The sequence below is a fragment of the Fusobacterium varium genome (assembly GCA_021531615.1).
Classification (GTDB): Bacteria; Fusobacteriota; Fusobacteriia; order Fusobacteriales; family Fusobacteriaceae; genus Fusobacterium_A; species Fusobacterium_A varium_C.
In genome coordinates this window covers 1-25,842 of the sequence record JADYUE010000031.1, presented here as the reverse complement: position 1 = coordinate 25,842, position 25,842 = coordinate 1, and the positions used below count along the sequence as shown (strand labels likewise).

At 30.6% G+C, this 25,842-nt stretch carries 24 protein-coding genes; 2 read left to right on the top strand and 22 right to left on the bottom strand.

What is annotated here, in order from left to right:
* Positions 1 to 245: 245 nt before the first annotated feature.
* The 22 genes from I6E31_09395 to rpsB form a co-directional block, all read right to left on the bottom strand.
* Positions 246 to 1,391: a D-alanyl-D-alanine carboxypeptidase gene (locus tag I6E31_09395; protein MCF2640180.1), complete on the bottom strand. Its 1,146-nt coding sequence runs from the start codon at positions 1,389 to 1,391 to the stop codon at positions 246 to 248.
* Positions 1,392 to 1,481: 90 nt separating this feature from the next.
* Positions 1,482 to 1,856, bottom strand: coding sequence for a Fe-S cluster assembly scaffold protein NifU (nifU, locus tag I6E31_09390; GenBank protein MCF2640179.1), 375 nt, complete (start codon positions 1,854 to 1,856; stop codon positions 1,482 to 1,484).
* 14 nt (positions 1,857 to 1,870) lie between these two features.
* A complete protein-coding gene (nifS, locus tag I6E31_09385) occupies positions 1,871 to 3,043 on the bottom strand; it encodes a cysteine desulfurase NifS (protein ID MCF2640178.1) in 1,173 nt (390 codons plus the stop codon).
* Between the two features lie 92 nt (positions 3,044 to 3,135).
* Complete coding sequence (gene nth / locus I6E31_09380) at positions 3,136 to 4,269, bottom strand: endonuclease III (protein ID MCF2640177.1); 1,134 nt, start codon at positions 4,267 to 4,269, stop codon at positions 3,136 to 3,138.
* 16 nt (positions 4,270 to 4,285) lie between these two features.
* A complete protein-coding gene (locus I6E31_09375) occupies positions 4,286 to 5,506 on the bottom strand; it encodes a tyrosine--tRNA ligase (protein MCF2640176.1) in 1,221 nt (406 codons plus the stop codon).
* 843 nt (positions 5,507 to 6,349) lie between these two features.
* Positions 6,350 to 7,657, bottom strand: coding sequence for a phosphopyruvate hydratase (gene eno, locus I6E31_09370; protein MCF2640175.1), 1,308 nt, complete (start codon positions 7,655 to 7,657; stop codon positions 6,350 to 6,352).
* Between the two features lie 80 nt (positions 7,658 to 7,737).
* Positions 7,738 to 9,150, bottom strand: coding sequence for a pyruvate kinase PykF (gene pykF / locus I6E31_09365; GenBank protein MCF2640174.1), 1,413 nt, complete (start codon positions 9,148 to 9,150; stop codon positions 7,738 to 7,740).
* A gap of 451 nt (positions 9,151 to 9,601) precedes the next feature.
* Positions 9,602 to 10,276, bottom strand: coding sequence for an N-acetylmannosamine-6-phosphate 2-epimerase (locus I6E31_09360; protein MCF2640173.1), 675 nt, complete (start codon positions 10,274 to 10,276; stop codon positions 9,602 to 9,604).
* A 27-nt stretch (positions 10,277 to 10,303) separates the two neighbouring features.
* Positions 10,304 to 10,759, bottom strand: a complete 456-nt coding sequence (locus tag I6E31_09355) for a YhcH/YjgK/YiaL family protein (GenBank protein MCF2640172.1) — start codon at positions 10,757 to 10,759, stop codon at positions 10,304 to 10,306.
* Between the two features lie 48 nt (positions 10,760 to 10,807).
* Entirely contained in the window at positions 10,808 to 11,668 is an 861-nt protein-coding gene (locus I6E31_09350) for an ROK family protein (protein MCF2640171.1), read from the bottom strand.
* Between the two features lie 99 nt (positions 11,669 to 11,767).
* Complete coding sequence (locus I6E31_09345; protein MCF2640170.1) at positions 11,768 to 12,916, bottom strand: transposase; 1,149 nt, start codon at positions 12,914 to 12,916, stop codon at positions 11,768 to 11,770.
* Positions 12,917 to 13,454: 538 nt separating this feature from the next.
* The gene (locus I6E31_09340; GenBank protein ID MCF2640169.1) at positions 13,455 to 13,565 is read right to left on the bottom strand and encodes an ROK family protein; all 111 of its coding nucleotides are present in this window, start codon (positions 13,563 to 13,565) and stop codon (positions 13,455 to 13,457) included.
* Between the two features lie 19 nt (positions 13,566 to 13,584).
* Positions 13,585 to 14,559 carry an acetylxylan esterase gene (locus I6E31_09335; protein MCF2640168.1) on the bottom strand — a complete coding sequence of 325 codons (975 nt, stop codon included), beginning with the start codon at positions 14,557 to 14,559 and terminating at the stop codon, positions 13,585 to 13,587.
* Between the two features lie 20 nt (positions 14,560 to 14,579).
* On the bottom strand, positions 14,580 to 16,430 hold the full coding sequence (locus tag I6E31_09330) for a TRAP transporter large permease subunit (protein MCF2640167.1): 1,851 nt from the start codon (positions 16,428 to 16,430) through the stop codon (positions 14,580 to 14,582).
* Between the two features lie 28 nt (positions 16,431 to 16,458).
* Positions 16,459 to 17,445, bottom strand: a complete 987-nt coding sequence (locus I6E31_09325; GenBank protein ID MCF2640166.1) for a sialic acid TRAP transporter substrate-binding protein SiaP — start codon at positions 17,443 to 17,445, stop codon at positions 16,459 to 16,461.
* A 52-nt stretch (positions 17,446 to 17,497) separates the two neighbouring features.
* A complete protein-coding gene (locus I6E31_09320) occupies positions 17,498 to 18,502 on the bottom strand; it encodes a LacI family DNA-binding transcriptional regulator (protein ID MCF2640165.1) in 1,005 nt (334 codons plus the stop codon).
* Positions 18,503 to 18,699: 197 nt separating this feature from the next.
* Positions 18,700 to 19,836 carry a cyclically-permuted mutarotase family protein gene (locus I6E31_09315; protein MCF2640164.1) on the bottom strand — a complete coding sequence of 379 codons (1,137 nt, stop codon included), beginning with the start codon at positions 19,834 to 19,836 and terminating at the stop codon, positions 18,700 to 18,702.
* A 355-nt stretch (positions 19,837 to 20,191) separates the two neighbouring features.
* Entirely contained in the window at positions 20,192 to 20,782 is a 591-nt protein-coding gene (locus I6E31_09310) for a ComF family protein (protein MCF2640163.1), read from the bottom strand.
* Between the two features lie 138 nt (positions 20,783 to 20,920).
* Positions 20,921 to 21,487, bottom strand: coding sequence for a ribosome recycling factor (frr, locus tag I6E31_09305; GenBank protein ID MCF2640162.1), 567 nt, complete (start codon positions 21,485 to 21,487; stop codon positions 20,921 to 20,923).
* Positions 21,488 to 21,503: 16 nt separating this feature from the next.
* Complete coding sequence (locus tag I6E31_09300; protein MCF2640161.1) at positions 21,504 to 22,223, bottom strand: UMP kinase; 720 nt, start codon at positions 22,221 to 22,223, stop codon at positions 21,504 to 21,506.
* A gap of 75 nt (positions 22,224 to 22,298) precedes the next feature.
* Positions 22,299 to 23,192 (bottom strand): elongation factor Ts, encoded by an 894-nt coding sequence (locus I6E31_09295; GenBank protein ID MCF2640160.1) that lies wholly within the window; start codon positions 23,190 to 23,192, stop codon positions 22,299 to 22,301.
* A 69-nt stretch (positions 23,193 to 23,261) separates the two neighbouring features.
* Positions 23,262 to 24,005: a 30S ribosomal protein S2 gene (rpsB, locus tag I6E31_09290; protein MCF2640159.1), complete on the bottom strand. Its 744-nt coding sequence runs from the start codon at positions 24,003 to 24,005 to the stop codon at positions 23,262 to 23,264.
* Between the two features lie 256 nt (positions 24,006 to 24,261).
* Between rpsB and pncA the strand changes: the two genes are divergently transcribed.
* Positions 24,262 to 24,888 (top strand): bifunctional nicotinamidase/pyrazinamidase, encoded by a 627-nt coding sequence (gene pncA / locus I6E31_09285; GenBank protein MCF2640158.1) that lies wholly within the window; start codon positions 24,262 to 24,264, stop codon positions 24,886 to 24,888.
* A gap of 9 nt (positions 24,889 to 24,897) precedes the next feature.
* Positions 24,898 to 25,749, top strand: a complete 852-nt coding sequence (locus I6E31_09280) for a hypothetical protein (protein ID MCF2640157.1) — start codon at positions 24,898 to 24,900, stop codon at positions 25,747 to 25,749.
* Positions 25,750 to 25,842 lie beyond the last annotated feature (93 nt).

Below are 25,842 nucleotides of genomic sequence, written 5' to 3'. Positions count from 1 at the left end.
GATATTTACACCAATTTATTGTTTGTTGATTTTTATCATCTTTCTCTATTCTGTTGCTAATGTCCTTTTTTTCTTTTGCGTTCCGCTTTCCTGCGGTATATTGATTATGATATCACAATTACTATTTTCTGTCAACAACTTTTTTTCTTTTTTTAATAAAAATTTTTAAATTCAATAAAAAAAAGTGTACCTCTCCTTTAAATCAGCTTTATCTCAAGGGACACTTTTTATTCTATTTTATTCTTCTATTCAGCTTTTTTATTTTTAAAATACTTTGTTAATGATAAACTTAATTTCACTGGCTCTTTTGTAATAAGTTTACCACTTTGAACAATACTTCCATCTATTGTTATTCTATATTCTCCTAAAACTTTTCCTGATGACACTGGTGCTATTACCATTTTATTTCTTTTTATGCTAATTTTTATATCACTATCTTTAGGTAATATTTTTTTATACTCTTTATCTGGGTAAACCTCTATATAATCTCTATCACCACTAAAAACAGAAACTTTTCCTAGAGCTATATTTTTATCAGCAATTTTTCTATAATTATAATTTTCATGGAATTTCTCTATCTCTTCCAATGCACTTTTATCTCTTATCTTATACGTTGGGCTTCCTAAAACAACTGTAAATATCTTAGCATCATCTTTATTACTAACTACTGTAATATTATATCCAGCTTTTGAGTGGTTACCAGTTTTTATTCCATAAACTCCCTCTTTCCCTAAAAGATGATTTCTATTTCTAAGTTTTATCTTTCCATCTTGTCCATTTCCTATCTCTTCATTTTTCATAGAAGCTATTTCCATATATTTTTTATACTTTTCTGCTGCTATTGACATCTTATAGATTCCTTTAGCTGTTCCTATATCCATTCCCTTTTTTGTCATATGTGGTGGTAGTCCATTTGGAGTATGAAACTCTAGCTCTCCCTCTGCTCCTATCTCTTTAGCCTTCTTATTCATCTTTTTAATGAAGCTATCTATATCCCCATTACTTACATACTCAGCTATAGCATAAGCAGCATTATTAGCTGAATAGATCCCTGTGGCTTTAATCAAATCCTCAAGAGTAAATATATCTCCTCTTTTCATATAAATTCTACTTCCACCTATTGAAGCAACCTTTGTGGAAATTTTTACCTTGTCTGTAAGTTTTACTCTCCCTTTTTCTATCTCATCAAAAACAACCATTATTGTCATAACCTTTGTAACAGATGCTAGTGGATGGATCATATCTGCATTTTCTGAATAATATATTTTCCCCTTATCATCTCCAAGAAGTATAGCTTTATATGGTGGTTTCTCCTCTTTATTTGCTTCAGCTCCTAAAACTGTTACAGATAACAACATTATACAAAATAATACCCCTATAATTCTCTTCATTTTCCATCTCCTCAATAATAAAAAATAAGCTCTTGTAAATTATATCACAAACTTACAAAAGCTTATATACCTTATTATATACTTATCTAATTATTTTTCCTTTTTTGAAAGATAATCTTCAATAGCAAGTTTTATTGCTTCTTCTGCTAATACTGAACAGTGCATTTTTACAGGTGGTAATCCTCCTAATGCCTCTACAACTTTTTTATTTGTTAATTCTAGAGCTTCTTCAACAGTTTTTCCCATGATAAGATCTGTTGAAACAGAAGAACTTGCTATAGCTGAAGCACATCCAAATGTTCTAAATTTTACATCTGTTATAATATTGTCTTCAACTTTAATAAATATTTCCATAATATCTCCACAAGATGGATTTCCTACTTTTCCATATCCTGATGGATTTTCAATAACTCCTACATTGTGTGGATTCATAAAATGTTCCATTACTTTTTCTGTATATTGCATTTTTATACTCCTTCTTATTTACTATTCTTATATTCATTCCAAAGTGGTGATATTGATCTAAGTCTTTCAATAACTTCTACTAAAGAATCTAGTGTATAATCTATCTCTTCTTTAGTGTTGTATTTTCCTAAACCAAATCTAATAGTTCCATGTGCAAATTCTGGAGCTATTCCCATTGCTAAAAGTACATGTGATGCTTGTAAGTCATCTGATGAACATGCAGAACCAGAACTTACTGCAATTCCTTTATAACTTAAACTTAATAGGATAGATTCCCCTTCAAGATATTTAAATGTTATACTTGAAGTTCCTGGTAATCTCTTTGTATTTTTAGCATTTATAACTACTTCTGGTATTCTTTTTAATACTTCAGCTTCAAAGTAGTCTCTTAATTCCTCTTCTCTTTTAAACTCTGCTTCCATATCTCTATAAGATATTTCAAGAGCTTTTGCCATTCCTACCATTCCTGGTACATTTGAAGTTCCTGGTCTTCTTTTTCCCTCTTGTCCTCCACCAGTAAGAACTTTTCCAAATCTAACTCCATTTCTCCAGAATAGTGCTGCTACTCCCTTAGGTCCATAGAATTTATGTCCAGAGAAAGAAAGAAGATCTATTCCCATTTCCTTTGGTTTAATATCAACTTTTCCCATAGTTTGAACAGCATCAACATGGAATATAATTCTATTTTCTTTAGCTATTTTTCCAATCTCTTCGATAGGTTGGAATGCACCAGTTTCATTGTTTGCATGCATTACTGTTATTAATATAGTGTCATCTTTTATAGCTTTCTTTAGTTCTTCTACATCAATAACTCCATCTTTATTTACATGAAGAGTAGTTACTTCATATCCTTCATCTTGTAAATCTTTTAATGTATTTTTAATAGCTGGATGCTCTATTGGACTTGTGATTATATGTTTTCCTCTATTTTTATATGCTCTTGCTATTCCTCTAATAGCTAAGTTATCTGATTCACTTCCTGATGCAGTAAATATTATTTCATTAGGTTCACAACCTAAGTATTTAGCTATTGTTTCTCTAGATTCATTCATAGCTTTATTAGTTTCTTTACCAAAAAGATGTAAACTAGAAGCATTTCCATAATATTCTGTTAAGTAAGGTACTATTGCCTCAAAAACTTCATTGTCCATCTTAGTAGTAGCATTATTATCTAGATAAACTCTCATATTTATCCTCTCCTTGAATTTCCATAAATAAATTACATTTCTTACTACTAAACTATATCATTCCTTATTAGGTTTGTCAAGAATTAAAATGATTATTTATCTTTATTTTTTCCATAGTTACAATACTCTTTTATCTCACACTCACTACACTTAGGTCGTCTAGCTATACATTTGTCTCTTCCCTGTAAAATTAAATAGTGAGAAAAGTCTATCCAAGATTCTTTTGGAACTATTTTCATAAGATCTTTTTCTATTTTTATAGGATCATCATTTTTTACCAGCCCTATTAAATTAGATAATCTTTTTACATGAGTATCAACAGTTATTCCATCTGCCAATCCCCATATCTCTCCTCTTACAACATTAGCTGTTTTTCTTCCAACTCCTGCTAATTTTACAAGTTTATCCATCTCCTGTGGAATTTCACCATTATATTCAGATAAAAGTTGTTCACTGCAAAGCTTTATATTTTTAGCTTTATTTCTAAAAAATCCTGTACTCTTTATCATCTCTTCTATCTCTTCAACTGGAAGAGCAGCAAATTGTTCTGGAGTATTAACTTTTTTGTACATCTCTTTAGTTACCATATTAACTCTTACATCTGTACATTGAGCAGACAGAATAACAGCCACAAGAAGCTCAAAAGGAGTTTGATAATCTAAAGCACACTTAGGATTACCAAACTTTTCATGTAATATTTCAAGTATTTTTTTTACTTTATCTTTTTTTGTCATAGTTTTTCCCTCTAAAGTTTTTAATTTTTTTTCAAATAAGATATGTTCTGTTCCATTAAAATCTTTTAATTTTTTTCTCTGAAATCCTACTTTTCTAAAAACTTTTTGTGAAATCTCATTTTCTTCCAATATATAGGCAGAAATCTTAGTTAATTGAGGCTTTTCAAAAGTGAGTTCATTGATGCTATTGAGAAGTACAGTTTCAGCATATCCCTTCCCTCTTATACTTTTTACAAGATACACACTTACTACAGCTTCTCTTTTTCCTTCCAATTCAAATTTTACTGTTCCTAAAAATTCTCTACTTAAACTTTCAACAGTATAAAAAAGATATGATGGAGAGTTGATAACAAAACTATACCATCTTTTATGAGCTTCCCACTGCTCCTTTTCAGAGTCAGGGAAGTACTTTTTTACATAATTCAAATGAATATTCTCATATAGAGCTGGAATATCCTTTTCCTCCATCTTTCTCAATATAACATCAACCAATAAACTCACCTTATGATTATTTTAAAACTACTTTATAGAATTTCTTTTTACCCATTTTTACTAAGAACTCATTATCTTTGAAAAGTTCTCTTGTTACAGGCATAGCAAAATCTTTTACTTTTTCATCATTTACACTTAATCCATTTTGTTGAACAAGTCTTCTTCCTTCACTTTTAGTTTTCATAACACCTTTTTCAACTAATAGATCTACAATTCCAGTTCCTAATTGTTCCTCTGATATTTCAACAGCTGGAACATTACTCATATCTTGTCCTGCTCCAAATAATGCTTCTGCTGCAGATTTAGCCTTCATAGCTTCCTCTTCACCATGAATCATTTTTGTTATTTCATAAGCTAGAACTTTTTTAGCTTCATTAATTTCTGCTCCTTCAAGAGCTCCTAATCTTCTTACTTCATCCATAGGTAAGAATGTTAATAGAGCTAGACATTTTTCTACATCAGCATCATCAACATTTCTCCAGTATTGATAGAATTCATGTGGAGTTGTTTTTTCTGGGTCAAGCCATAAAGCTCCCTTTGCTGTTTTTCCCATTTTCTTACCTTCACTATTAGTAAGTAGAGTACAAGTCATAGCATAAGCTTGTTTTTGTTCTTTTTTTCTAATTAATTCTACTCCTGCAATCATATTTGACCATTGGTCATCTCCACCAAGTTCCATTGTACAACCATATTTTTTATTTAAAACTAAGAAGTCATATCCTTGCATTAACATATAGTTAAATTCTAAGAAAGAAAGTCCAGACTCCATTCTAGTTTTAAAACATTCAGCAGCTAGCATTCTGTTTACTGAGAAGTGAGCTCCAATATCTCTTATAAAATCAATATAGTTAAGTCCTAATAACCAATCTGCATTGTTTTCAAGAATAGCTCTTCCTTCTGAGAAATCAATAAATTTTTCCATTTGTTTTTTGATACAAGCAACATTATGAGCTATTGTTTCTTTAGTCATCATCTTTCTCATATCTGTTCTTCCACTAGGGTCTCCTATCATAGCAGTTCCCCCACCTACTAGAGCAATAGGTCTGTGTCCATGTTTTTGCATATGAGCCATAAACATCATAGCTATAAAGTGTCCAACATGTAAACTGTCAGCTGTTGGATCAAATCCTATATAGAATGTTACTTTCTCTTTCCCTAATATCTCTCTCATCTCTTCTTCATGAGTAAATTGTTTTAAATATCCACGTTCTACAAGCACATCAAATACGTTTTCCATCCTGTATCCTCCCTCATTTTTTCTATATTATTTTATCACAAAGGCCAATATTTTCAAAGAAAAATAAAAGCCTATTGACAGTATCAATAGGCTTTCTCTATCCATTAATACATCTCTCATTATTATTTAACTGCTATTGCATGACAAAATGAGAATGTTTTAAGAATAAATATATACTTTAATTCTTATTGCATTCTCTATTAGCAGTAATAATATGAAGATGTTAAAAATACATTATTTCTTGTTACCATAAATTTTACCTCTGTGTTTTTATTTCTATACATTTTATCATACTTTTCTTTATTTTTCAAATAGTAAAAAGATTATTATAGACTATAATTTATCATTCTAATAAAAAGTAAAAATATTATTTCCTTAACATCAAGTTGACGTAATTTGGAAGTGAATATTAGAAGCCCTTAGCGAAATGCAGTTAAGAAAATGCAACGTGTTTGAGCGAAGCTTGCGAAGCGAGTTTTGCATTTTCAACGGAATGAGCTTAGGGATTCTTTATTCACTGACATGAAGTCAAATTGATGTTAAAAAAGAAATAGAGATAACTTAACTTGACTAATAATCGCTAATGCAAAGGTACTTTGCTGTAAAACTAACGATATATTAGAGAACCTAGCTTAGCTAGATAAATTACAGTTTTAGTCAAAATAAAAAGAGCTGAATTTTATGCTCCAGCTCTTTATTTTTCGTGTGTAATATTAATATTTTCTAAAAGGATTTTATGTTAATATTCTATCCTTTTTATATGTCATTTATGTTACAAAATTATTTTTTTGTTTTTAGTGACGAAAAAAAGGACTGACATAATGTCAGTCCCTAAGATTTAAACTATTTTGAAAGGTTGTAGAATACATCTAATCCTTTGTATTGAGCAGTAGCTCCTAGTTCATCTTCTATTCTTAGTAATTGGTTGTATTTAGCCATTCTATCAGTTCTAGAAGTTGATCCAGTTTTGATTTGTCCTGCGTTTGTTGCAACAGCGATATCAGCTATTGTAGCATCTTCAGTTTCTCCAGATCTGTGAGAAACAACTGCAGTCATTCCTGCTCTTTTAGCCATTTCGATAGCATCTAGAGTTTCAGTTAATGATCCGATTTGGTTAAGTTTGATAAGGATTGAGTTAGCAGCTTTTAATTCAATTCCTTTTTTAAGTCTTTCAGTGTTAGTTACGAATAGGTCGTCTCCAACTAGTTGAACTTTTTCTCCTAGTCTAGCTGTTAATAGTTGCCATCCAGCCCAGTCGTCTTCTCCTAATCCATCTTCGATAGATTTGATTGGATATTTTTCTACAAGTCCTGCATACCATTCAACCATTTCTTCAGAAGTTCTAGTAACTCCTCCTTCTCTTTCGAAGTGGTATTCGAATTTTCCAGGTGCTACTTCTTTACAGAATTCACTTGATGCAGCGTCCATTGCGAAAGTTATATCTTTTCCTGGTTCATATCCAGCTTTTTTGATAGCTTCAACCATAAGGTCTAAAGCTCCTTCAGTTCCGTTTATTTTAGCAGGAGCATATCCACCTTCGTTTCCTACGTTAGTAGAATCTCCATTAGCTTTTAATAGTTTTCCTAAGTGGTGGAATACTTCACATCCCATTCTCATAGCTTCTTTGAAATCTTTTGCTCCAACTGGTTGGATCATGAATTCTTGAACGTCAACTGCAGAGTCAGCGTGTGATCCTCCGTTAAGGATGTTCATCATTGGTAGAGGTAATTCTTTAGTGTTTACTCCTCCAAGATATTTGTATAGAGGCATTCCTAATGCTTCTGCTGCTGCTTTAGCTACTGCTAAAGATACACCAAGAATTGCATTTGCTCCTAGTCTTCCTTTGTTAGGAGTTCCGTCTAATTCGATCATTTTTGTATCTACTGCAACTTGATCTAATGCGTCCATTCCTAAGATTGCTTCTTTGATTTCTGTGTTTACATTGTTTACAGCTGTAAGAACACCTTTTCCAAGGTATCTTGATTTATCTCCATCTCTTAATTCTACTGCTTCATAAGCTCCTGTTGAAGCTCCAGATGGAACTGCTGCTCTTCCTTTTGCTCCACATTCTAGTATTACGTCTACTTCTACTGTAGGGTTTCCTCTTGAGTCAAGGATTTCTCTTGCTACTACATCAGCTATTCTTGTCATTTTTAAAAAACCTCCTAGTTTTTTTGTTCTATCAAAATTATACCATAGTTTAAATTTTATTTAAAATTTTTCTTAAAAAATTATTTTACTTCTATTACTTTAACAGAGTTTGTAGTTCCTTGTTTGAATACGCTTTCTCCACAAGTTGCTACGATGATATCTCCAGTTGTAGCTAATCCTAATTCTACTGCTACTTTTTCAGCTAGTGCGAAGAATGAATCTAAGCTTTCTGCATTTCCATCAACAAATGGAACTACTCCTCTTGAAATCATTAATTGGTTAGCTGTTTTTTCGTTGTTTGTTATAGCTAGGATTGTTGCTGTTGGGAAGTATCTTCTCATGTCTCTAGCTGCTCTTCCTGATTGAGTTGCAACAACTATAACTTTTGCTCCTAAAGATTCGCTTACTTCTGCTGTTCCTTTTGCAACTGCTGAAGTGATTGTTATTTCTTCGTTAGCACATTTATTTGTTGGTTTTACTAATGGATCCATTTTTTCAGCAATTCTAGCCATTACAGTAACTGCTTCTACTGGATATTTTCCTTTTGCTGATTCTCCAGAAAGCATTACACAATCTGTACCATCAAGTATTGCATTAGCAACGTCGTTTACTTCTGCTCTTGTAGGTCTTGGGTTTTTGATCATTGAATCTAACATTTGAGTAGCTGTAATAACAACTTTTCCAACTGCATTACATCTGTTGATCATCATTTTTTGTGCTACTGGTACATCTTCAACTGGAACTTCTACTCCAAGGTCTCCTCTTGCTACCATGATTCCATCAGATAGAGCAAGAATTTCTTCGAAGTTGTCTACTCCTTCTTGGTTTTCTATTTTAGAGATAATTTGAACATTTTGTCCACCGTTTTCATCTAGTACTCTTCTTACTGCTCTTACGTCGTCAGCTTTTCTGATGAATGAAGCTGCTACATAATCAATTCCTTGTTCGCATCCGAATTTTAAGTCGTTAATATCTTTTTCAGAAAGTGCTGGAAGATTTACAGATACGTTAGGTAGGTTAACTCCTTTGTTTTCTCCTAATTCTCCGTTGTTTTGAGCAACACATCTTACTTCATTTCCAACTACTTCAGTAACTGTGAATTCTAATAATCCATCATCTACAAGAACTGTATCTCCAGCTTTTAAGTCTGAAGTGAATCCTTCATAAGTTACTGCAACTCTTGTTGCATCTCCTATAACAGTTTTATCTGTAGTAAATGTAAAGTTTTGACCTGCAACGATTTTTACATCTTCACCATTTACAAGTTTAATAGTTCTGATTTCAGGTCCTTTTGTATCTAATACAATAGCTGCTCTTTTTCCAGTTTCAGCCATTACTTGTCTTAAATTTTTTATTCTATTTCCGTGTTCTTCGTAATCTCCGTGAGAGAAGTTCATTCTCATCATGTTCATTCCTGCATCTAGTAATTTTCCTAGCATTTCTACTGATTCAGATTTTGGCCCTATCGTACAAACGATTTTAGTTTTTTTCAAAATTCTCACCTCAAATATTATTTAAAATTTATTTAATACCCTTATTATCCCCACTTATCTTTTCTATAAACAAATAAACTTATCTACTATGAAGTGTATAGCATATACTCTATTTTTTCAAGAAAATTAACGTGTATTTTTTGCTCTTTTTATGTGTAGTTTTTAATTTTCTATCCCTCTTTTTATAAATTTTTTTGCTCCTTTTTTTTCTACTCTTTCATATTTATTTTAAATTAATTTTTCTATGTCAATTTAAAATACATATCTTTAATTTTTCAAACTTTTTTTTTATTTTCCCTCAATATAATTATCAAACTATTGTTTTATAATTATAAATTCTCTTTAATCTATATTTAAATTTTCTATTTTTATCCTCTCTTTTAGTATAAAAAATTATCATAAACATATAAAAAAACTTCCTAACTTTATGTTAAGAAGTTTTATCACTCAATTATTTTGCCATCTCTGTAACAAACTTTTTAGTTATTTGTTGAGGTCTTGTTATAGCTCCACCAACAACTACTGCATAAGCCCCTACTTCAAGAGCTTTTCTTGCTTTAGCTGGAGTATCTAAATTTCCCTCTCCAATAACTGGAATTGAAATAGCTTTTACAACTTTTTCTAACTCAGTTAAAGGATCGTTTCCTTTAGTGTACTCTGTATATCCTACTAATGTAGTTCCAACTATATCAAATCCAACTCTTTGAGCTTCAACAGCTTCCTCTACACAAGAGATATCTGCCATAAACATTTGATTTGGATATTTTGTTTTAGCTTCTTTCATTAGATCTTCAAGAGTTCTTCCATCAGGTCTCTCTCTTTTTGTTCCATCAAGTGCTATTACATCTACACCTTCAGCTACTAGAGCTTCTATCTCTGTCATAGTTGGAGTGATGTATACTTGGTTATCTCCATATTGTTTTTTAATTATTCCAATTATAGGAAGATCTACATTTTTTTTGATCTCTTGAATATCAACTACTGTATTTGCTCTGATTCCAGATGCTCCTCCTACAAAAGCAGCATATGCCATTCTTCCCATAATAAATGAACTATGTAATGGTTCATCTTCTAAAGCTTGACAAGAAACTATTAATTTTCCTTTTACTTGTTCAAATTTACTCATTTTTATCTTCTCCCTTAGCTTATATAATTAAACTAAAACTTTAAAAATAACTTTTGTTATTTGTTTTACTTCTCCAACTTTTAATAATGCCATATGTGGTTCTTCAGGGAAAAACATAACAAATCTTTCAGGTGTTAAATGGAACATATTTTTTACTTCACCATCATATAATTCATAATCCCCTGCTTCATCATACTCTTTTGTTAAAGTTACTTCTGAACGTGGAGTATATCCTAAGTTTTCCTCTCCTGAAATAACAACATGAATATCTATATATTGTTTATGTCCTTCAAAGAACCCATCTTTTAACTCTTTTGTCATTGGACAATTTGGATAGTTAAAATATAAATTATCTCCATCTACCTCATTTTTTCCAGGAACTCCATCTTTATATTTTCCACTTAAAATATAATCAATAGCTTTGTCTAAATTTTCAGAAATTCCTCTATATTGATTTAACTCTCTTATTTCTCCATATATCATTGTTCTCTGCTCCTTGATAATATATTTATCTTTTTATTTTATCTATAACTAAATTCTTCCCACTTTTTTTAGTAATAAATATGTTGCTCCTAACATTCCTGCATTGTTTCCTAACTCTGCAAATTTTAATTTTAAGTTCTTTTTAAAATTTGGCCCTAATTTAGAACTTAAACTTTCATTAAATTTATCAAGAAGATAATCTCCTTGTTTTGTTACTCCTCCACCTATCACAATTAATGATGGATTGAAAATATAAGCTATAGTGCTTAGACCATCTGTAAAATAGTCTACCCATTCACTTATTATTTTTTTCATTGTTGGATCTCCAGATTTTTCTAAATCAAAAATCTCTTTTCCATTCATATCTTTTCCAGTTGCCTCTTTAGCCATTCTCATTAGTGCAGTGGCTGAAGCATATCTTTCATAACAACCTTTTTTTCCACATAAACATTGGATTCCATCTTTAACTATTTGAATATGACCAAACTCAGCTGCTACACAAGTATCTCCTCTTAGGATTTCATTGTTTAAAACAACTCCTCCTCCAATACCTGTACCTATAGTTATACAAATAAAATCCTTTTCTCCTCTTCCTGCTCCTAACCACTTTTCACCTAATGCTGCACAGTTTACATCGTTTTCTAAAACAGCAGGTAGAGAAAATTTATTTTCTAATCTCTCAACTAAGTTTGTTCCTATCCACCCAGGGATAATATCATTCCCACCAACAACTTTTCCTATACTTCCATCTATTTGTCCTGTACCAGATACTGCTATTCCTAGTATCTCCTCTTTTGAGTAACTTTCAACTATAGTTACAAGTTTATTGAAAAGATTTTCTACTCCCTTATCGGCTTCAGTTGATGTCTCTGCTATATTAAACTTATACAAAGTTGTACATTTTAATATTTCCTACTTCTTTGAATTCTTTTTCGTCGCAACTACTCAAGTGGTTTTAACTCTCCATAGGCTTAAATTCGTGAGAGCAGTCTCACTATTTTATATAAATTAAGATATTCTACTTAAATTTATTGCAGCATTTAGATCTCTATCAATTATTGTTCCACATTGTGGACATCTATAAACTCTATCTTTTAATTTTAAGTCATCTTTTATCTTTCCACAACTACTACAAGTTTTAGATGAAGGATAAAATCTATCCGCTACTATCAATTTAATATTATTATTTTTACACTTATATACTAATTGTTTTCTAACTTCATAAAATTTAGATGATTGAATACTTCTTGCTAATTTATGATTACTCATCATACCCTTTATATTTAAATCTTCAATTACTATTCTTTCTGGATTTATTTTAATTAAATCAGAAGTTATTCTATGAATATTAGAATCTAATATATTTGTTTTTCTAATCTGATATTTACGTAGTTCTTTTTCAAGTTTTATTAAGTTATTAGATTTTTTTAAAGTAGAAAACTTGGTTCTCGTTTCCTTACAATAATCAATCATAGGTTGATAAATCTTGCTTATTCTACGTTGAAGATGTTTTATCTTTTTATCTATTATCTTAGTATGAGGTTTTTCGTAAGTATTTCCATTAGAACAATATACTAAAGTTTTTAATCCTAAATCTATTCCTATGGGTTCTGTTTTTGGTTTCTCCTCTAATTGAACATCTTTATATTCAACACCAAAAGATAACCAATAATCTAGCCCATCAAAACTTAATCTAGCATTCATCAATTTCCCATCTAAAGCTATTTTAACTTTTGATAGTTTAACAACACCTATTTTTTCAAGATGAACATATCTTCCATTGAAAGTCATTCTATCAGTTCTAGTAGGACAATTCTGTTTTGATTTACGAGATTTATATCTAGGTTTACCTTTGATATTGTTATTTTGTTTAATTAATTTAAACCATCTTTTATAGGCATTACTACAATCAATAGTTACCTGTTTCAACATATTAGCACTAACTTCATTTAACCAAGAGTATTCAACTTGTTTTTTCAAAATAACTATCTCTTTTTGTAATTCAATAGAACTTAGTGTCTTTTTAGTTTCATTATAGTTTTCAGATATTCTATCTATACACCAATTATAGATAAATCTTGTACAACCAAAACTTTTATGTATCATCTTTTTCTGTTCTTCTTTAGGAAATATCTTTATTCTATATCCTCTAATCATACTCTTCACCTCATGATAATATTATACCATAAGTTCAGAAAAATCTTAATTTATATAAAATTGTCAATGTACAACTTTTAGTATAAGTTCAATAACTTTTTCCAATAGACGCAACTCTATTGAAGTAATTTCGGTCACCCTAATTACCACTCTCTTTCAAGACGTGCAAAGACTATTTGTCCACTTTTACCTAGTAGGCAGTCAGTGTCGGTATTTTTCTTCCTCCATTTGCTTGAGGTTTTACTCCCTCGCCAAGGGATAGTCGTTGAGGGTTATCCTATTCAGATATTCCCTGCTAAACAGCCATTGTTACACCACTTAGCACCTATAAGTTATTTAATCCTATAGGGTTTTATTTCAGCATATGGTATCCTTAAAACTTTTTTCTGCTTTCGCCACATTCACACTTGAGTTTATTTCATCTCTATGTTTTAGTGTTTAAGGCTTTAGGCATTCTTAGCATTAAAACCGAGGTACGCACATGTTTCCATATACGCAGAGTGTTTTTCTATATATTTATATATTTGTCATAGTTTGACTAATATTTTATATATAGTTTTCTTGCTCCACTAGCTAATATCTCTCCAGTTAAAGATATCAATCCATATTTTATCATTGTTCCACCAATATCTATTCCTACTATCTTCAATTTTTTCTCCTTGTTTTTACTATTTTTTTAAAAGTTCCAATGCCCACAATATATTTTCATCATGTAAGCCATTTAACATATCCTCATGTCCATACTCTGGAAATATAAGATGTCTTTTCCTGCAAACCAATTTGTTATATGTAGCAAATTGAGTTGATGGGGGACAAGTTTTATCCATTAAACCAGTTGTCATTGTAACATCGGCTCTTATCCAATGAGCCATATTTTCTATATCAACATACCCTAAATTATTAAAAAACTCTTTTTCTTTTTTATGTTGAGAATCTCTCTGTCTAAAATAATCTTTGATCTCCTCATAAGCTGCTCCTGTATCCATGTTCCAACATCTTAAATAGTCACTTAAAAATGGATACACAGCAAAAACACTTTTTATATCTGGCCTTAGTGCTGCAAGAGCAAGAGCTATTCCCCCACCTTGAGAATAGCCCATTGTCCCTACATTTTTATTGTTTATAAACTCAAATTCCATTACTATTTCAGCCAATCTCACTGCATCTAAGAATACCTTCTTATAATATAAATTCTCTGGTGTCATTACACCTCTTATTAAATTACAAGTTCTAAAGTGATTATCAACTCCAAAACTATCAGTAGAATCTCCCATTTGGCCTCTACATTCCATAGAGAAAACAGCTATATTACAAGCCACATATGGAAGTTTATATGTCCAGTCTTTACTGCATCCACCATAACCATGAAACTCTAATATTGCAGGGATCTTCTCTCCTTCTTTTATATTCTTAGGTTTCAAATATTTTACATGAATTGTTGCATCTTCAACCCCTTGAAAATACAGATCAAAACATTCACAATATGGTGTTTCAAATTCATTTTTCTCTATTCTAAATTTTTTAGGAAGTTCTTTTAGTTCCTCTAAAGACCTTGACCAATAAAGGTCAAAGTCTTCAGGTTTTGGGCTGATACCCTTATATTTTTCTAGTTGTTCTAATGGCATATCTACACTTAATGGCATTTGATTTTACCTCTCTTCTTTTATCCCATTATCAAATTAGGTAGGAATGTTATGATTCCTGGGAATATTGTTATAAATACTAGTGTTATAAATATTGGTAGTAAGAATGGAATAACTCCTTTTGCTACTGTACTTACTGACATTTTTCCAACTTGAGCAACTACGAATAGTGCCATTCCCATTGGCGGAGTAAGAATTCCTATCATCATATTTAATGTAGTCATTACTCCAAAGAATACTAGATCTATACCAACTTGTTCTGCTACTGGTATAAGCATTGGTAATACTAGGAATTGAAGTGCTAGTGCATCAATAAACATTCCTAAGAATAATAGTAGTAAGTTGATCATTACAAGAACTGTTAATGGAGAACTTGCATATGTCATAAATACTTCAGCTATTTTCATTGCAATTTGTTCTCTTGCAATCATGTCTCCAAAGAATGTAACAGTGATAATCATTAATACTGTAACTCCACTGATTGCCATTGCTTCAACACAGTGTTGGAAGAATGATTTTATAGTTAATTCTTTATAGATAAATGCCCCTAAGAAAACTGAATATAATGCTGCAATTACTGCTGCTTCTGTAGGAGTAAATAATCCAGAGAAGATTCCTCCAATTATAATGAATGGAGTTAATAATGCCCAGAAAGATTTTTTGAAAGCTTCTACTTGTTCTTTGAAAGTAGCTTTTTTAGCTTTTCTATATCCTCTTTTTTTACAAACAAAATAGTTCATTATCATTAGAGCTATTGTTGTTAAAACTCCTGGAACAAATCCTGCAAGGAATAGTTTTGCTATTGATTGGTTAGCAATAACTCCATAAACTATCATACTGATACTAGGTGGAACTAGAGGTCCAATTATACATGAAGCTGCTGTAATTCCTCCACAAATATCATCATCATATCCTTCATCTCTCATTGCTTTGATTTCAAGTTGTCCTAATCCTCCAGCATCTGCTATAGCTGATCCTGACATTCCTGAGAAGATAAGAGAAGCTGCTACGTTAACATGTCCCATTCCTCCAGTATAGTGTCCTAATAATGCCTTAGCAAAGTTAAAGATTCTTTCTGTAATTCCAGATCCATTCATCAATATTCCTGTAAGTACAAAGAATGGTACACTTAGAAGACTGAAGCTATTTAAACTATCTACAAGTTTTGCAGAAGCAAAATATAGTACATTCCATCTTGTTACAGCAAAATAGAATATTGTAGCTGCCATTAGAGACCATCCTACTGGAACTCCTGCAAATATCATTACAAGCCATACTGCAATAGTTACAAATCCTGACATCTCTCCAAATTTATAGTAATTAGATAATCTTAGTACTTTAAATACTTTTGGATCATAAACTATTAATCCTACTATAACTACAAGTGCAGCTAAAAATACATATGGACTAATTAATACTCTTTTATTATCATAATTTTCTTTGTATGCTTGGAAGAAACGAACCATCATTAGTATTGAAACTATTGGTAGTGCTAAATACATCCAACCAGCAGAAATTTTTAATGAAACTAATTCAAATATCCATTTCTTTTGATATAAAAGATTTCCAAGATACCCCATAAAGATAATACAAACAAAAATTATCATTTGTGTTAATGTAAATACTATCTTTTGAACTCTAGGAGAAAATCTTGTAAATAGGAAGTCAATCAATACGTGTTGTTGACTTCTTATACCCATACTAATTCCTAACATTCCAACATATGTAAATATTAAACTAGATAATTCTTCACTCCACATAAGAGGTGTTCCTAATACTTGTCTTGCTGTAATTTGCATTACAAGAACAATGAACATTATTACGAACAGTGTTCCTCCAACCCATTCTTCTAACTTATCAAACACTTTCATTTTTTCCCACCTTAATTTTTTACTTTAATTATTTAACTGCGTTAATTTGATTTATAGCATCTTCTCCAAGTTTTCCATTTTTCTTAATGTATTCGTCGTAAACTGGTTGCATTGCTTTTTCGAAATCTCCAAGAGCTGGTTCAGTAATAGTTACACCATTTTGTTTAAAGAAATCTTTTAAGCTAGCTTCTTCTTCAACGAATAATTGAGTATGATATTTAGCTGCTTCTTCTGCTGCATCTTTAACTACTTTTTGAAGATCTTCTGGTAATTCTTCCATAGTCATGTTTCCAACTACATATAATTGGTCATTTAAAATGTGGTTAGTCATTGCTAGGTATGGTTGAACTTCATAGAATTTTTGAGCTCTTACAGCTGATAATGGGTTTTCTTGTCCATCAACAGAGTTTGTTTGAAGAGCTAGATATACTTCTGAGAATGCCATTGGTGTAGGAGCAGCTCCAGTATATTTTGCATAGTTTAAGTTTGATGGTGCATTTGGAACTCTTAATTTAAGTCCTTTCATATCTGCAAGAGTATTGATTGCTTTATTTGATGTAGTTTGTCTTGTTCCATTGTAAGCTTGAGAAAGAATTGTAATTCCTAAATCATCATGAACTTTAGTCATAAGATTTTTACCAAATTCAGTATCAAAAGTAGCTCTTTGAACGTGAGCAAAATCTTTAATCATATAAGGTAATACATATACTTCAGCTTCTGGGTAGAATATAGAGAATCTTCCAATTTCAGTAAATGTAAAGTCTAGAGCTCCACCAGCGATTTGTTCGATCATGCTTCTGTCGTCTCCAAGTTGTCCGTTAGGGAAAAGAGCTATTTCAATTCTTCCATTTGATTTTTCTTTTACTTTATTAGCGAAGAATTCTGCTGCTTTGTATTCATTTGATGATGTTCCTGCAACCATTCCCATTTTAAGATCAAATTCTGCCGCAAGTGCTGTTGTTGTCATTACTCCAAATAACATTCCTAAACCTAATGCTTTTAATGATTTTTTCATAAATAAACCTCCCATAATACTTTTTAGTGTTAATCTATTTTAATAAAAAATTTTATCCTTCTAAGTTTTCAAGAAATAAAATGTGTGATTTAGATATTTCCCAATTTCCTTCATATCCCTTATCTCTATATAAAATATCAAACATCTTCTTTCCTGCATTATATCCTTCAGTTGCTATTTCCTCCATCACTGTGGCAGTGACAACTCTCTTTTTTATCAATTTTTTTAGATTTTTACTTATTCCATTGGTTACTATTCTTTTATCTTTTAAAATTTTTTTAGGTAACCTCTCAAGTATCTCTTGAGCATATCTATTTATATAAATTCCTGATATCTCTTCTTTCGAACAAATTTCATTAATTAACTCTATACTTTTATCAATTCCATTACCAAAGAATGGTCCCATCAATCTTATCTCAGTTTCTGCAACTCTCTCAACAAATCCCTCAAGATACATCTTTGAAGATATTCTATCATCTCCATTATCCAAAACCAAAAGCTTCTCATCTTTTCTAAGTAAACTACTTATAATCGCTCCAGCAATTTTCCCTTGCTTTTTGTGATCTGGACCTATATGTGGTATCTCCTCATGCAGCCTAATTCCAACTGAAATTACTTTTATCTTTTCCAAATAAGGTTTTAATAAGTCATATATTTTTTCTTTATTTAAAGGTGTTATAATAATTCCAGCTATCTCTTCACTTTTCAAAAGTTCCTTTAACTTTTCTATCTGAGTTTCTGGATCATTAATATCTGTTGTTTGAATTTTTATTTTATAGTTATATGCTCCATACTCTTTTGAAGCATTTTCTAATCCTCTTATTATCTCTTGAGTGTAAAACTCATTTTTTGACTCAATAACTAAGCCATATATCAATTTAGATTTTTTTATAGCTAAAGAACTACCAATCAAATTTTTTTCATAATTCATCTCTTTAACTAATTCTAAAATCTTTTTTTTTGTTTCCTCTTTTATTAATGAACTTCCATTTATTGCTCTGGCAACTGTTGTTCTGCTGATTCCTAATTTTTCTGCAATTTCTTTTTGTGTAATCATAACAAAAATCACCCTCTTAAAAAATTGTTCACGTGTTCATTAATATCTTAGTATAAGAATAACTCATATTTTAATCTTTGTCAATGTTTTTTTTTACTTTTTTTTAAATATTAAAAGTGCTGTTTGTTTAAAATTAACACATTATAAAAATAAAAAAAACAGGAAAGATATAAATCTTCCCTGTTTTCCAAATAAATCTATTTAGCAAGTAAAGTTCCTGTATACATTCTAGGTGTTCTTACTCCTGGTTTAACTTCTCCATTTATTGAGAATATTTTATTTCCAATTACTGCAAGTCCTTCTCCACAAGGTGCATCAAACGGAATTTGTCCTAAAGATTTCCATGTATTTGCTTCAGCATTGTATACTAAAACTTCTCTGTTCCAATTGAATTCTGCTGGATCTGCTCCAAAGTATCCTGCTCTAAAGTTTGCTAATGCTTCACCTTTTAGTGATCCTAAGTTTGCAACTGCGTTGTCATAAACTTCTTTATTGAATCCTCCGATAACTAGCATCTCTTTATCATTAAGTTTTACTGAGTTAGCTCCTAATAGAGAGATTCCTTTTCCATTTAGTTCAACAGAAGCAACTTCTGTCCATTCATTTTTATCAAAATCATATTTGTATCCATCAGTATATGCTATTGCATCTCCTCCACTGAATACATATAGATTTCCATTTAATACTTGTGAAACTGCTTGAGTTCTTGTAGCTTGTCCTGGAACTGGTGCTAATTCAACAACTTCTTTTGTTTCAAGATCATATGAATACATTTTGTTAGTTGCTTTTCCACCTTGTTTTCCACTCATTACATAAAGTTTTCCATTGTGTTCAACTGCTGCTCCATTTTGAAGTGTAAATGGTAGATCTCCAACTTTTTCAACATTTAATTTTCCATCTTTCATAGATAGGAATAGAATGTCGTTATCTGCATCAGCATTAGCTGATCCTCCAATGTAATATACTCCATTTTCAACAGTTACAGATGCTCCATATCCAATTTCATTATCAAGATTGATATGTTCTACAACTTCAAGTTTATTATCTTTTTCTTCTAGTAAGTAAACATCAGAGTAAAGTTTTTTTGCTCCTCCATTTAAAACTGAATCATAAGGGAAGTTTGCTCCTCCACCAACTACTACATATTTTCCTTCAAGTACTCCTGATAATACTCCTGCTGTTCCTATATTGTGTTCAAATCCTTTTTGTGCTGGAAGACTTCCTGCATATTCCCAAGTTACTTTTCTTTCTACTCCTGCTGTTCTAACATTATTTGAAGAACATCCAGTTAAAACAAGTGCAGATACTATTGCAGCAAAAACAAATTTTTTCATAATTATTCCTCCTACTTTTAATAACCCCATTTTTAAATTTTTATTGTACCCGTGTTCATAAGTAAAATATACATTTATTATGGTTAGTTGTCAACATTTTTTTTGTTTTTAATACATTTTAAATAATTACTACACATAAATTTATTTTAAAAAATTAATTTTATGATAAAACTATTTATTTTATATATGTGCTCGTAACCATTTTTATTTGGGAATTTTTTAGCCTTTTTTCAACATATTTAGTTTTGTTTTTTATATATCATATATTGTTTATATACTAATTTTATTTGCTATATTTTTTATCTAATTATATAAAAATAAGCTCCCAAAAATGAGAGCTCATCTTATTTTTTCCTTAATCTTCTTTACTACTTTTAGCCACTACAAGCACATATATATTTTCAACATTACTATCCTCTTTTAATAACTCACACAATGTTTTAAGAGTAATTCCTGTACTATATAGATCATCTATTAATAAAATACTTCCTTTTTTAGTCAGACTTCTATTTTTTCTAATACTGTTTTTAAAAAGATCTAGTTTCTTTTCAACAGGAAGATTTTTTATCTCTTCAGGTGTCAATTTACTAAAAAAGTCTAAAGATATAGGTTTATTTAATTTTTCTCCAACTAATTTTGTAACTTGAAACATTGGTTGAATAAATCTAAATTTTGATGGTGGAACTGAGATTATTCCATCTATCTTATCTTTTAATTTCCACTCTTCAACTATAAATTTTACTACCTCTTCAGATATTTCAACTGCTTTAGTATAATCTTTATGATACTTCAATTCATTTAAAGATTTTCCAATCTCACTATATGTAACATTAAACTCAGGATAACCAAAAATATCTTCTCCTACATACTCACTGTTTTCTGTAAAATAATCTAATGCATATCCCTCTGTCCAAACACCATCTAATTTTATAGGATTTAATTTCATGTTTTATTCCCTCCTAATTTTTATTAATGCCCACTTATATTTTAACATAATTAAATAATTTTTGGAAACAAAAAACCTGTATTCAAAATCTTAATTACTAAGATTGAATACAGGTAAAATTTATTTAACTATTTTAAATTAAACAGTTGTAATTTCTTTTTCTTTTTTAGCTAGAAGCTCATCTATCATTTTAATATGAGAATCAGTTAATTTTTGGATTTCTCCTTCTAATGTTTTTACTTCATCTTCAGAGATAGGGTTTTCTTTATCTTTAGATAATTTTTTAAGATCGTTATTTCCATCTTTTCTAATGTTTCTTACAGCAACTTTTCCATTTTCAGCTTCTGCTTTAGCCATTTTTACATATTCTTTTCTTCTGTCTGCTGTAAGTTCTGGCATTACAAGTCTTATAACTTTACCATCGTTATTTGGAGTTAATCCTAAGTTTGCAGCCATAATAGCTTTTTCTATTTTAGAGATTAGAGATTTATCCCAAGGATCGATTACTAACAATCTTGGTTCTGGAGCTGAAACTGATCCTACTTGATTTAAAGGCATTTCTGATCCATATTGTTCTACTCTAATTCCATCAAGCATAGATACGTTAGCTCTTCCTGCTCTAATTGTTGTAAATTTGTGTTTTGTAGCTTCAATAGCTTTTCCCATTTTTTCGTTACATTGTTTTACTACTTCTTGTCCTGTCATATCTTTTCCCTCCTAATTAATCAGCCACTACGACTGTTCCTATATTTTCTCCCATGATAACTTTTTTAATATTTCCTTCTGTTAAAGAATCAAATACTACGATAGGAAGTTTATTTTCTCTACATAGAGAGATAGCTGTAGCGTCCATTACCTTCAAATCTTTATTTAATACTTCTGTATAAGTTACACGGTCATATTTAACTGCATCTGAATATTTTACAGGGTCTTTATCATAGATTCCATCAACTTTAGTAGCTTTTAATACAGCTTCTGTATTCATCTCTATAGCTCTTAAAGCTGCTGCTGTATCAGTTGTAAAATATGGATTTCCAGTTCCAGCTCCAAATATTACAACTCTTCCTTTTTCTAAGTGTCTTTGAGCTTTTCTCTTAATAAAAGGTTCTGCTATTTTAGGCATCTCTATAGCTGTTTGAACTCTTGTTGGTACTCCTAATTTTTCAATAGCATTTTGAAGTGCAAGAGAGTTTATTACAGTTGCAAGCATTCCCATGTGATCTCCAGTTACTCTGTCTACACCTTGAGTTGCTCCAGATATTCCTCTAAAAATATTTCCTCCACCAATAACAATTGAAACTTCTACTCCTAGTTCAACTATCTCTTTAATTTGTCTAGCATAAGAATTGATAACATCAGATGATATTCCAAATTCTTGCTCTCCCATAAGAGCCTCTCCACTAAGTTTTAATAACACTCTTTTATAAAAAGGTTTATCCATTTTTCCCCTCCTGTATTTTATTACTTTTTAAAAAAATGGGGATGCTATTTGCATCCCCTTATGCTTTTGTTGATATTATCCTTTGATTTGAGCTGCAACTTCTGCTGCGAAATCTTCTTCTTTTTTCTCGATTCCGTCTCCAACTTTATATCTAGCAAAAGATTTTACTTCAAGAGGTGCTGCAAATTTAGCAACAGTTTCTTTGTTTTCTGCTCTTACATAGATTTGGTCAACTAAACAGTTTTCTTCATAGAATTTGTTCATTTTTCCAATAAGAATTTTTTCTATAATTTGAGCTGGTTTTCCTTCAGCTTCTAATTGTTTTCTAGCAATTTCTTTTTCGTGTTCTAAATCAGCAGTAGTTACTTCTGATGAGTTTAGATATTTAGGGTCCATAGCAGCTACGTGCATAGCGATGTCTCTAGCTTTAACTACGTTTTCTTCAGTAGCTTCACCAGTCATCTCAACGATAACTCCTAGTTTTCCTCCTAAGTGGCTGTATGTTGCAACGAATCCTTCTGTAGCTACAGTTTCATGGATTCTTCTGATGTTCATGTTTTCTCCAATTTTAGCAATTAGATCAGTAACTGCTTCAGCAACTGTTTTTCCTTCTGCATATTGAGCTGCATTTAAAGCTTCAACAGTAGTTGCATTGCTTTCAATTGCGATAGCTGCTAATTTTTTACCAAATTCTTTAAATTCTACGTTTTTAGCAACGAAGTCAGTTTCAGAGTTGAATTCGATTAATACAGCTTTTTTGTGATCTGCTGATACAGCATCAAAGATTAATCCTTCTGCTGCTATTCTTCCAGCTTTTTTAACTGCTTTAGCAATTCCTTTTTCTCTTAAATAGTCAATGGCTTTATCCATATCTCCATCCATTTGTGTTAGTGCCTTTTTACAATCCATCATTCCAGCACCAGTTCTTTCTCTTAGTTCTTTAACTAAGCTTGCTGTTATTGCTGCCATTTTCTTCCTCCTAATAAAAATTTTATTTTATTAAATCTTCTATAATGTACATCACAGTTGAAAGTTTAATTATTCAGCTGATCCTTCTTCTACATTGATTTCTTCAGAAGCTACTTCTTGAACTTCTTTACCTTGGTTTCCTTCGATGATAGCGTTAGCGATAACTGAAGAGATTAGTTTTACTGATCTTATAGCGTCATCGTTAGCTGGGATTGGGTAAGTTACTAGATCTGGATCTACGTTAGTATCGATCATAGCGAATACAGGAATTCCTAAGTTAGCTGCTTCAACAAGAGCTAGAGTTTCTTTTTTACAATCTACTACGAATATAGCTTGTGGAACTTCTTTCATATCTTTAATTCCAGTTAAGTTTTTAGAAAGTTTAGCTAATTCTTTTCTGAAGTTAGCTGCTTCTTTTTTAGTGTAAGCAGTATCTAAAGTTCCATCTGCTTCCATTCTTTCTAATTCTTTTAATCTTTCGATTCTAGTTTTGATAGTAGCGAAGTTTGTTAACATTCCTCCTAGCCATCTGTTGTTTACATAGTACATTCCTGATCTTTCAGCTTGTTCTTTTACAGCTTCTTGAGCTTGTTTTTTAGTTCCTACAAATAGAACTTTTCCACCTTGCTCAGCGATTTCTCTGATTACTGCGTAAGCTTCTTCAATTTTCTTTAAAGATTTGTGAAGATCGATTACGTGGATTCCGTTTCTTTCTGTAAAGATGTACTTAGCCATTTTTGGGTTCCATCTTTTTGCTTGGTGTCCGAAGTGAACTCCAGCTTCTAATAATTGTTTCATTGTTATTACTGCCATTTTTTCCTCCTAAATTTTTGGTTTTTTCTTCCATCAGCCTCAAAACTAAGCAATCCCTTTGGGACACCTGGCTTAGAAATAACTGATGTGTGTATTTAAACAACAGTTTATTTTAACACACTTTTTAATAGATGTCAATATTTCCAAGGAGTTTTAATGATATTAACTTTTATAATTTTTACTGTTTCTTTCTCTTTCTTTCTATATTATAATATATCTATACATTAAAAATATGTTTCTAAAGGGGGAAATATTAATGAATAAAAAAGCATTAATTCTTGTGGATATTCAAAATGATTTTTGTGAAGGGGGAACTTTAGCTGTAAAAAATGGAGACTTAGTTGTTCCAGTTGCTAATAAACTTATCTCTCTATTTAATCAAAATAGTGATCTTGTTATTGGTACAAAAGATTGGCATCCTGCTTCTCATAAAAGTTTTGCTATAAATTCAAATGGAAATATAGGAGAGCTAGGAGAATTAAATGGACTTCCTCAAGTTTGGTGGCCTGTTCACTGTGTTGAAAATGAGTATGGTTCTAAATTTCATAAAAATTTAAAAGGTGTAGATCTTACTATATTTAAAGGACAAGATCCTGAAGTAGATTCATATAGTGCTTTCTTTGACAATGGAAAAAAACATAAAACTGATTTTGATAAAGTATTAAAAGATAAGGATATAGACACTCTATATATTATGGGATTAGCAACTGATTATTGTGTTAAATTTACAGTTTTAGATGCTCTAGAGTTAGGATATAAGGTTTATCTTGTAGAAGATGGTTGTAGAGGGGTTAATATAAGCTATGATGATTCTATAAAGGCTATTGAAACTATGAAAAATAGTGGTGCTATTATTATTAATAGCAATGATTTGAAAGCTTAGGTGTAGATTATGAAAATATTATCAAGTTTTTTAGGATTGTTTAGTGTTCTTATTGCCTATGGTTTATTTAAAATAGATATTCCTTATATACTCTCTGTAATTTTAGCAATTATATTCTCTATTCCACTTATAAGTTTTTTTAAAAATTTCTATATTTTTAAATTAACACATAATATAGGAGATATTTTAAATTATCAATGTGATCCTAAAAAATATATTGAAAAAAATAGTGAGCTTTTGGAAAATAGAATATTAAGGAATAGAATTGAATATTACTTTTTACTTCTTAATATTGCTGTTGGTTATTTTTCTCTTGGTAACAATGAAAAAGCTATACTTACAGCACATAAGATTCCTGAGAAAAAAATAAAAGAGAATTTCTATTTTAATGTAGCTTATAATTACAATCTTGGAATTTTTTATTCTTCTAAAGAGAATTGGCAGATGGGAAAAATATTTTTAGGAAATTTAAAAGATATATATACTAATCTTAAAAATTCACCTAAAAATAAGAATGGTAATTTTATTCTTAGTTATACTGATAATAATAAAAAATATGAATTTATTCCTGAAATAAAATTGAGAGAGATAGAAATTATGATAGAAGAGATTGAAGTTTTACTTGGAAAAGAAAATAATAAGTTTCAAGAAGCTATTGAGTTTTATGAAAAAAAATTTAAAATACAAAGTACAACTTATGGTAAATGCTTTTCTAAATATTATTTAGCTTTTGCTTATGAAGAGTTAAATGATTTTGAAAAAATGAAAGAATCTTTGGAGTTTGTAGCTGAAAATGGAAATGCTCTTCATATTGCAGAGACTGCAAGAGATATTTTAAAAAACTATTCTACTTTTATATAAAACTTTGCTCTAAACTATAATATATCTAACTAAGCTCAGTTATCCAGCACATTGCTAGGTTTTGACAAAGTGCCTTTGTATTAGCGATTATTA

Excerpts from the sequence above, each read along its gene's own strand:
- I6E31_09395 (MCF2640180.1), bottom strand. The coding sequence starts at position 1,391 with ATGAAGAGAATTATAGGGGTATTATTTTGTATAATGTTGTTATCTGTA.
- nifU (MCF2640179.1), bottom strand. The coding sequence starts at position 1,856 with ATGCAATATACAGAAAAAGTAATGGAACATTTTATGAATCCACACAAT.
- nifS (MCF2640178.1), bottom strand. The coding sequence starts at position 3,043 with ATGAGAGTTTATCTAGATAATAATGCTACTACTAAGATGGACAATGAA.
- I6E31_09375 (MCF2640176.1), bottom strand. The coding sequence starts at position 5,506 with ATGGAAAACGTATTTGATGTGCTTGTAGAACGTGGATATTTAAAACAA.
- eno (MCF2640175.1), bottom strand. The coding sequence starts at position 7,657 with ATGACAAGAATAGCTGATGTAGTAGCAAGAGAAATCCTTGACTCAAGA.
- I6E31_09360 (MCF2640173.1), bottom strand. The coding sequence starts at position 10,276 with ATGAGTAAATTTGAACAAGTAAAAGGAAAATTAATAGTTTCTTGTCAA.
- I6E31_09355 (MCF2640172.1), bottom strand. The coding sequence starts at position 10,759 with ATGATATATGGAGAAATAAGAGAGTTAAATCAATATAGAGGAATTTCT.
- I6E31_09345 (MCF2640170.1), bottom strand. The coding sequence starts at position 12,916 with ATGATTAGAGGATATAGAATAAAGATATTTCCTAAAGAAGAACAGAAA.
- I6E31_09335 (MCF2640168.1), bottom strand. The coding sequence starts at position 14,559 with ATGCCATTAAGTGTAGATATGCCATTAGAACAACTAGAAAAATATAAG.
- I6E31_09330 (MCF2640167.1), bottom strand. The coding sequence starts at position 16,430 with ATGAAAGTGTTTGATAAGTTAGAAGAATGGGTTGGAGGAACACTGTTC.
- I6E31_09325 (MCF2640166.1), bottom strand. The coding sequence starts at position 17,445 with ATGAAAAAATCATTAAAAGCATTAGGTTTAGGAATGTTATTTGGAGTA.
- I6E31_09320 (MCF2640165.1), bottom strand. The coding sequence starts at position 18,502 with ATGATTACACAAAAAGAAATTGCAGAAAAATTAGGAATCAGCAGAACA.
- I6E31_09315 (MCF2640164.1), bottom strand. The coding sequence starts at position 19,836 with ATGAAAAAATTTGTTTTTGCTGCAATAGTATCTGCACTTGTTTTAACT.
- I6E31_09310 (MCF2640163.1), bottom strand. The coding sequence starts at position 20,782 with ATGAAATTAAATCCTATAAAATTAGATGGTGTTTGGACAGAGGGATAT.
- frr (MCF2640162.1), bottom strand. The coding sequence starts at position 21,487 with ATGACAGGACAAGAAGTAGTAAAACAATGTAACGAAAAAATGGGAAAA.
- I6E31_09300 (MCF2640161.1), bottom strand. The coding sequence starts at position 22,223 with ATGGATAAACCTTTTTATAAAAGAGTGTTATTAAAACTTAGTGGAGAG.
- I6E31_09295 (MCF2640160.1), bottom strand. The coding sequence starts at position 23,192 with ATGGCAGCAATAACAGCAAGCTTAGTTAAAGAACTAAGAGAAAGAACT.
- rpsB (MCF2640159.1), bottom strand. The coding sequence starts at position 24,005 with ATGGCAGTAATAACAATGAAACAATTATTAGAAGCTGGAGTTCACTTC.
- pncA (MCF2640158.1), top strand. The coding sequence starts at position 24,262 with ATGAATAAAAAAGCATTAATTCTTGTGGATATTCAAAATGATTTTTGT.
- I6E31_09280 (MCF2640157.1), top strand. The coding sequence starts at position 24,898 with ATGAAAATATTATCAAGTTTTTTAGGATTGTTTAGTGTTCTTATTGCC.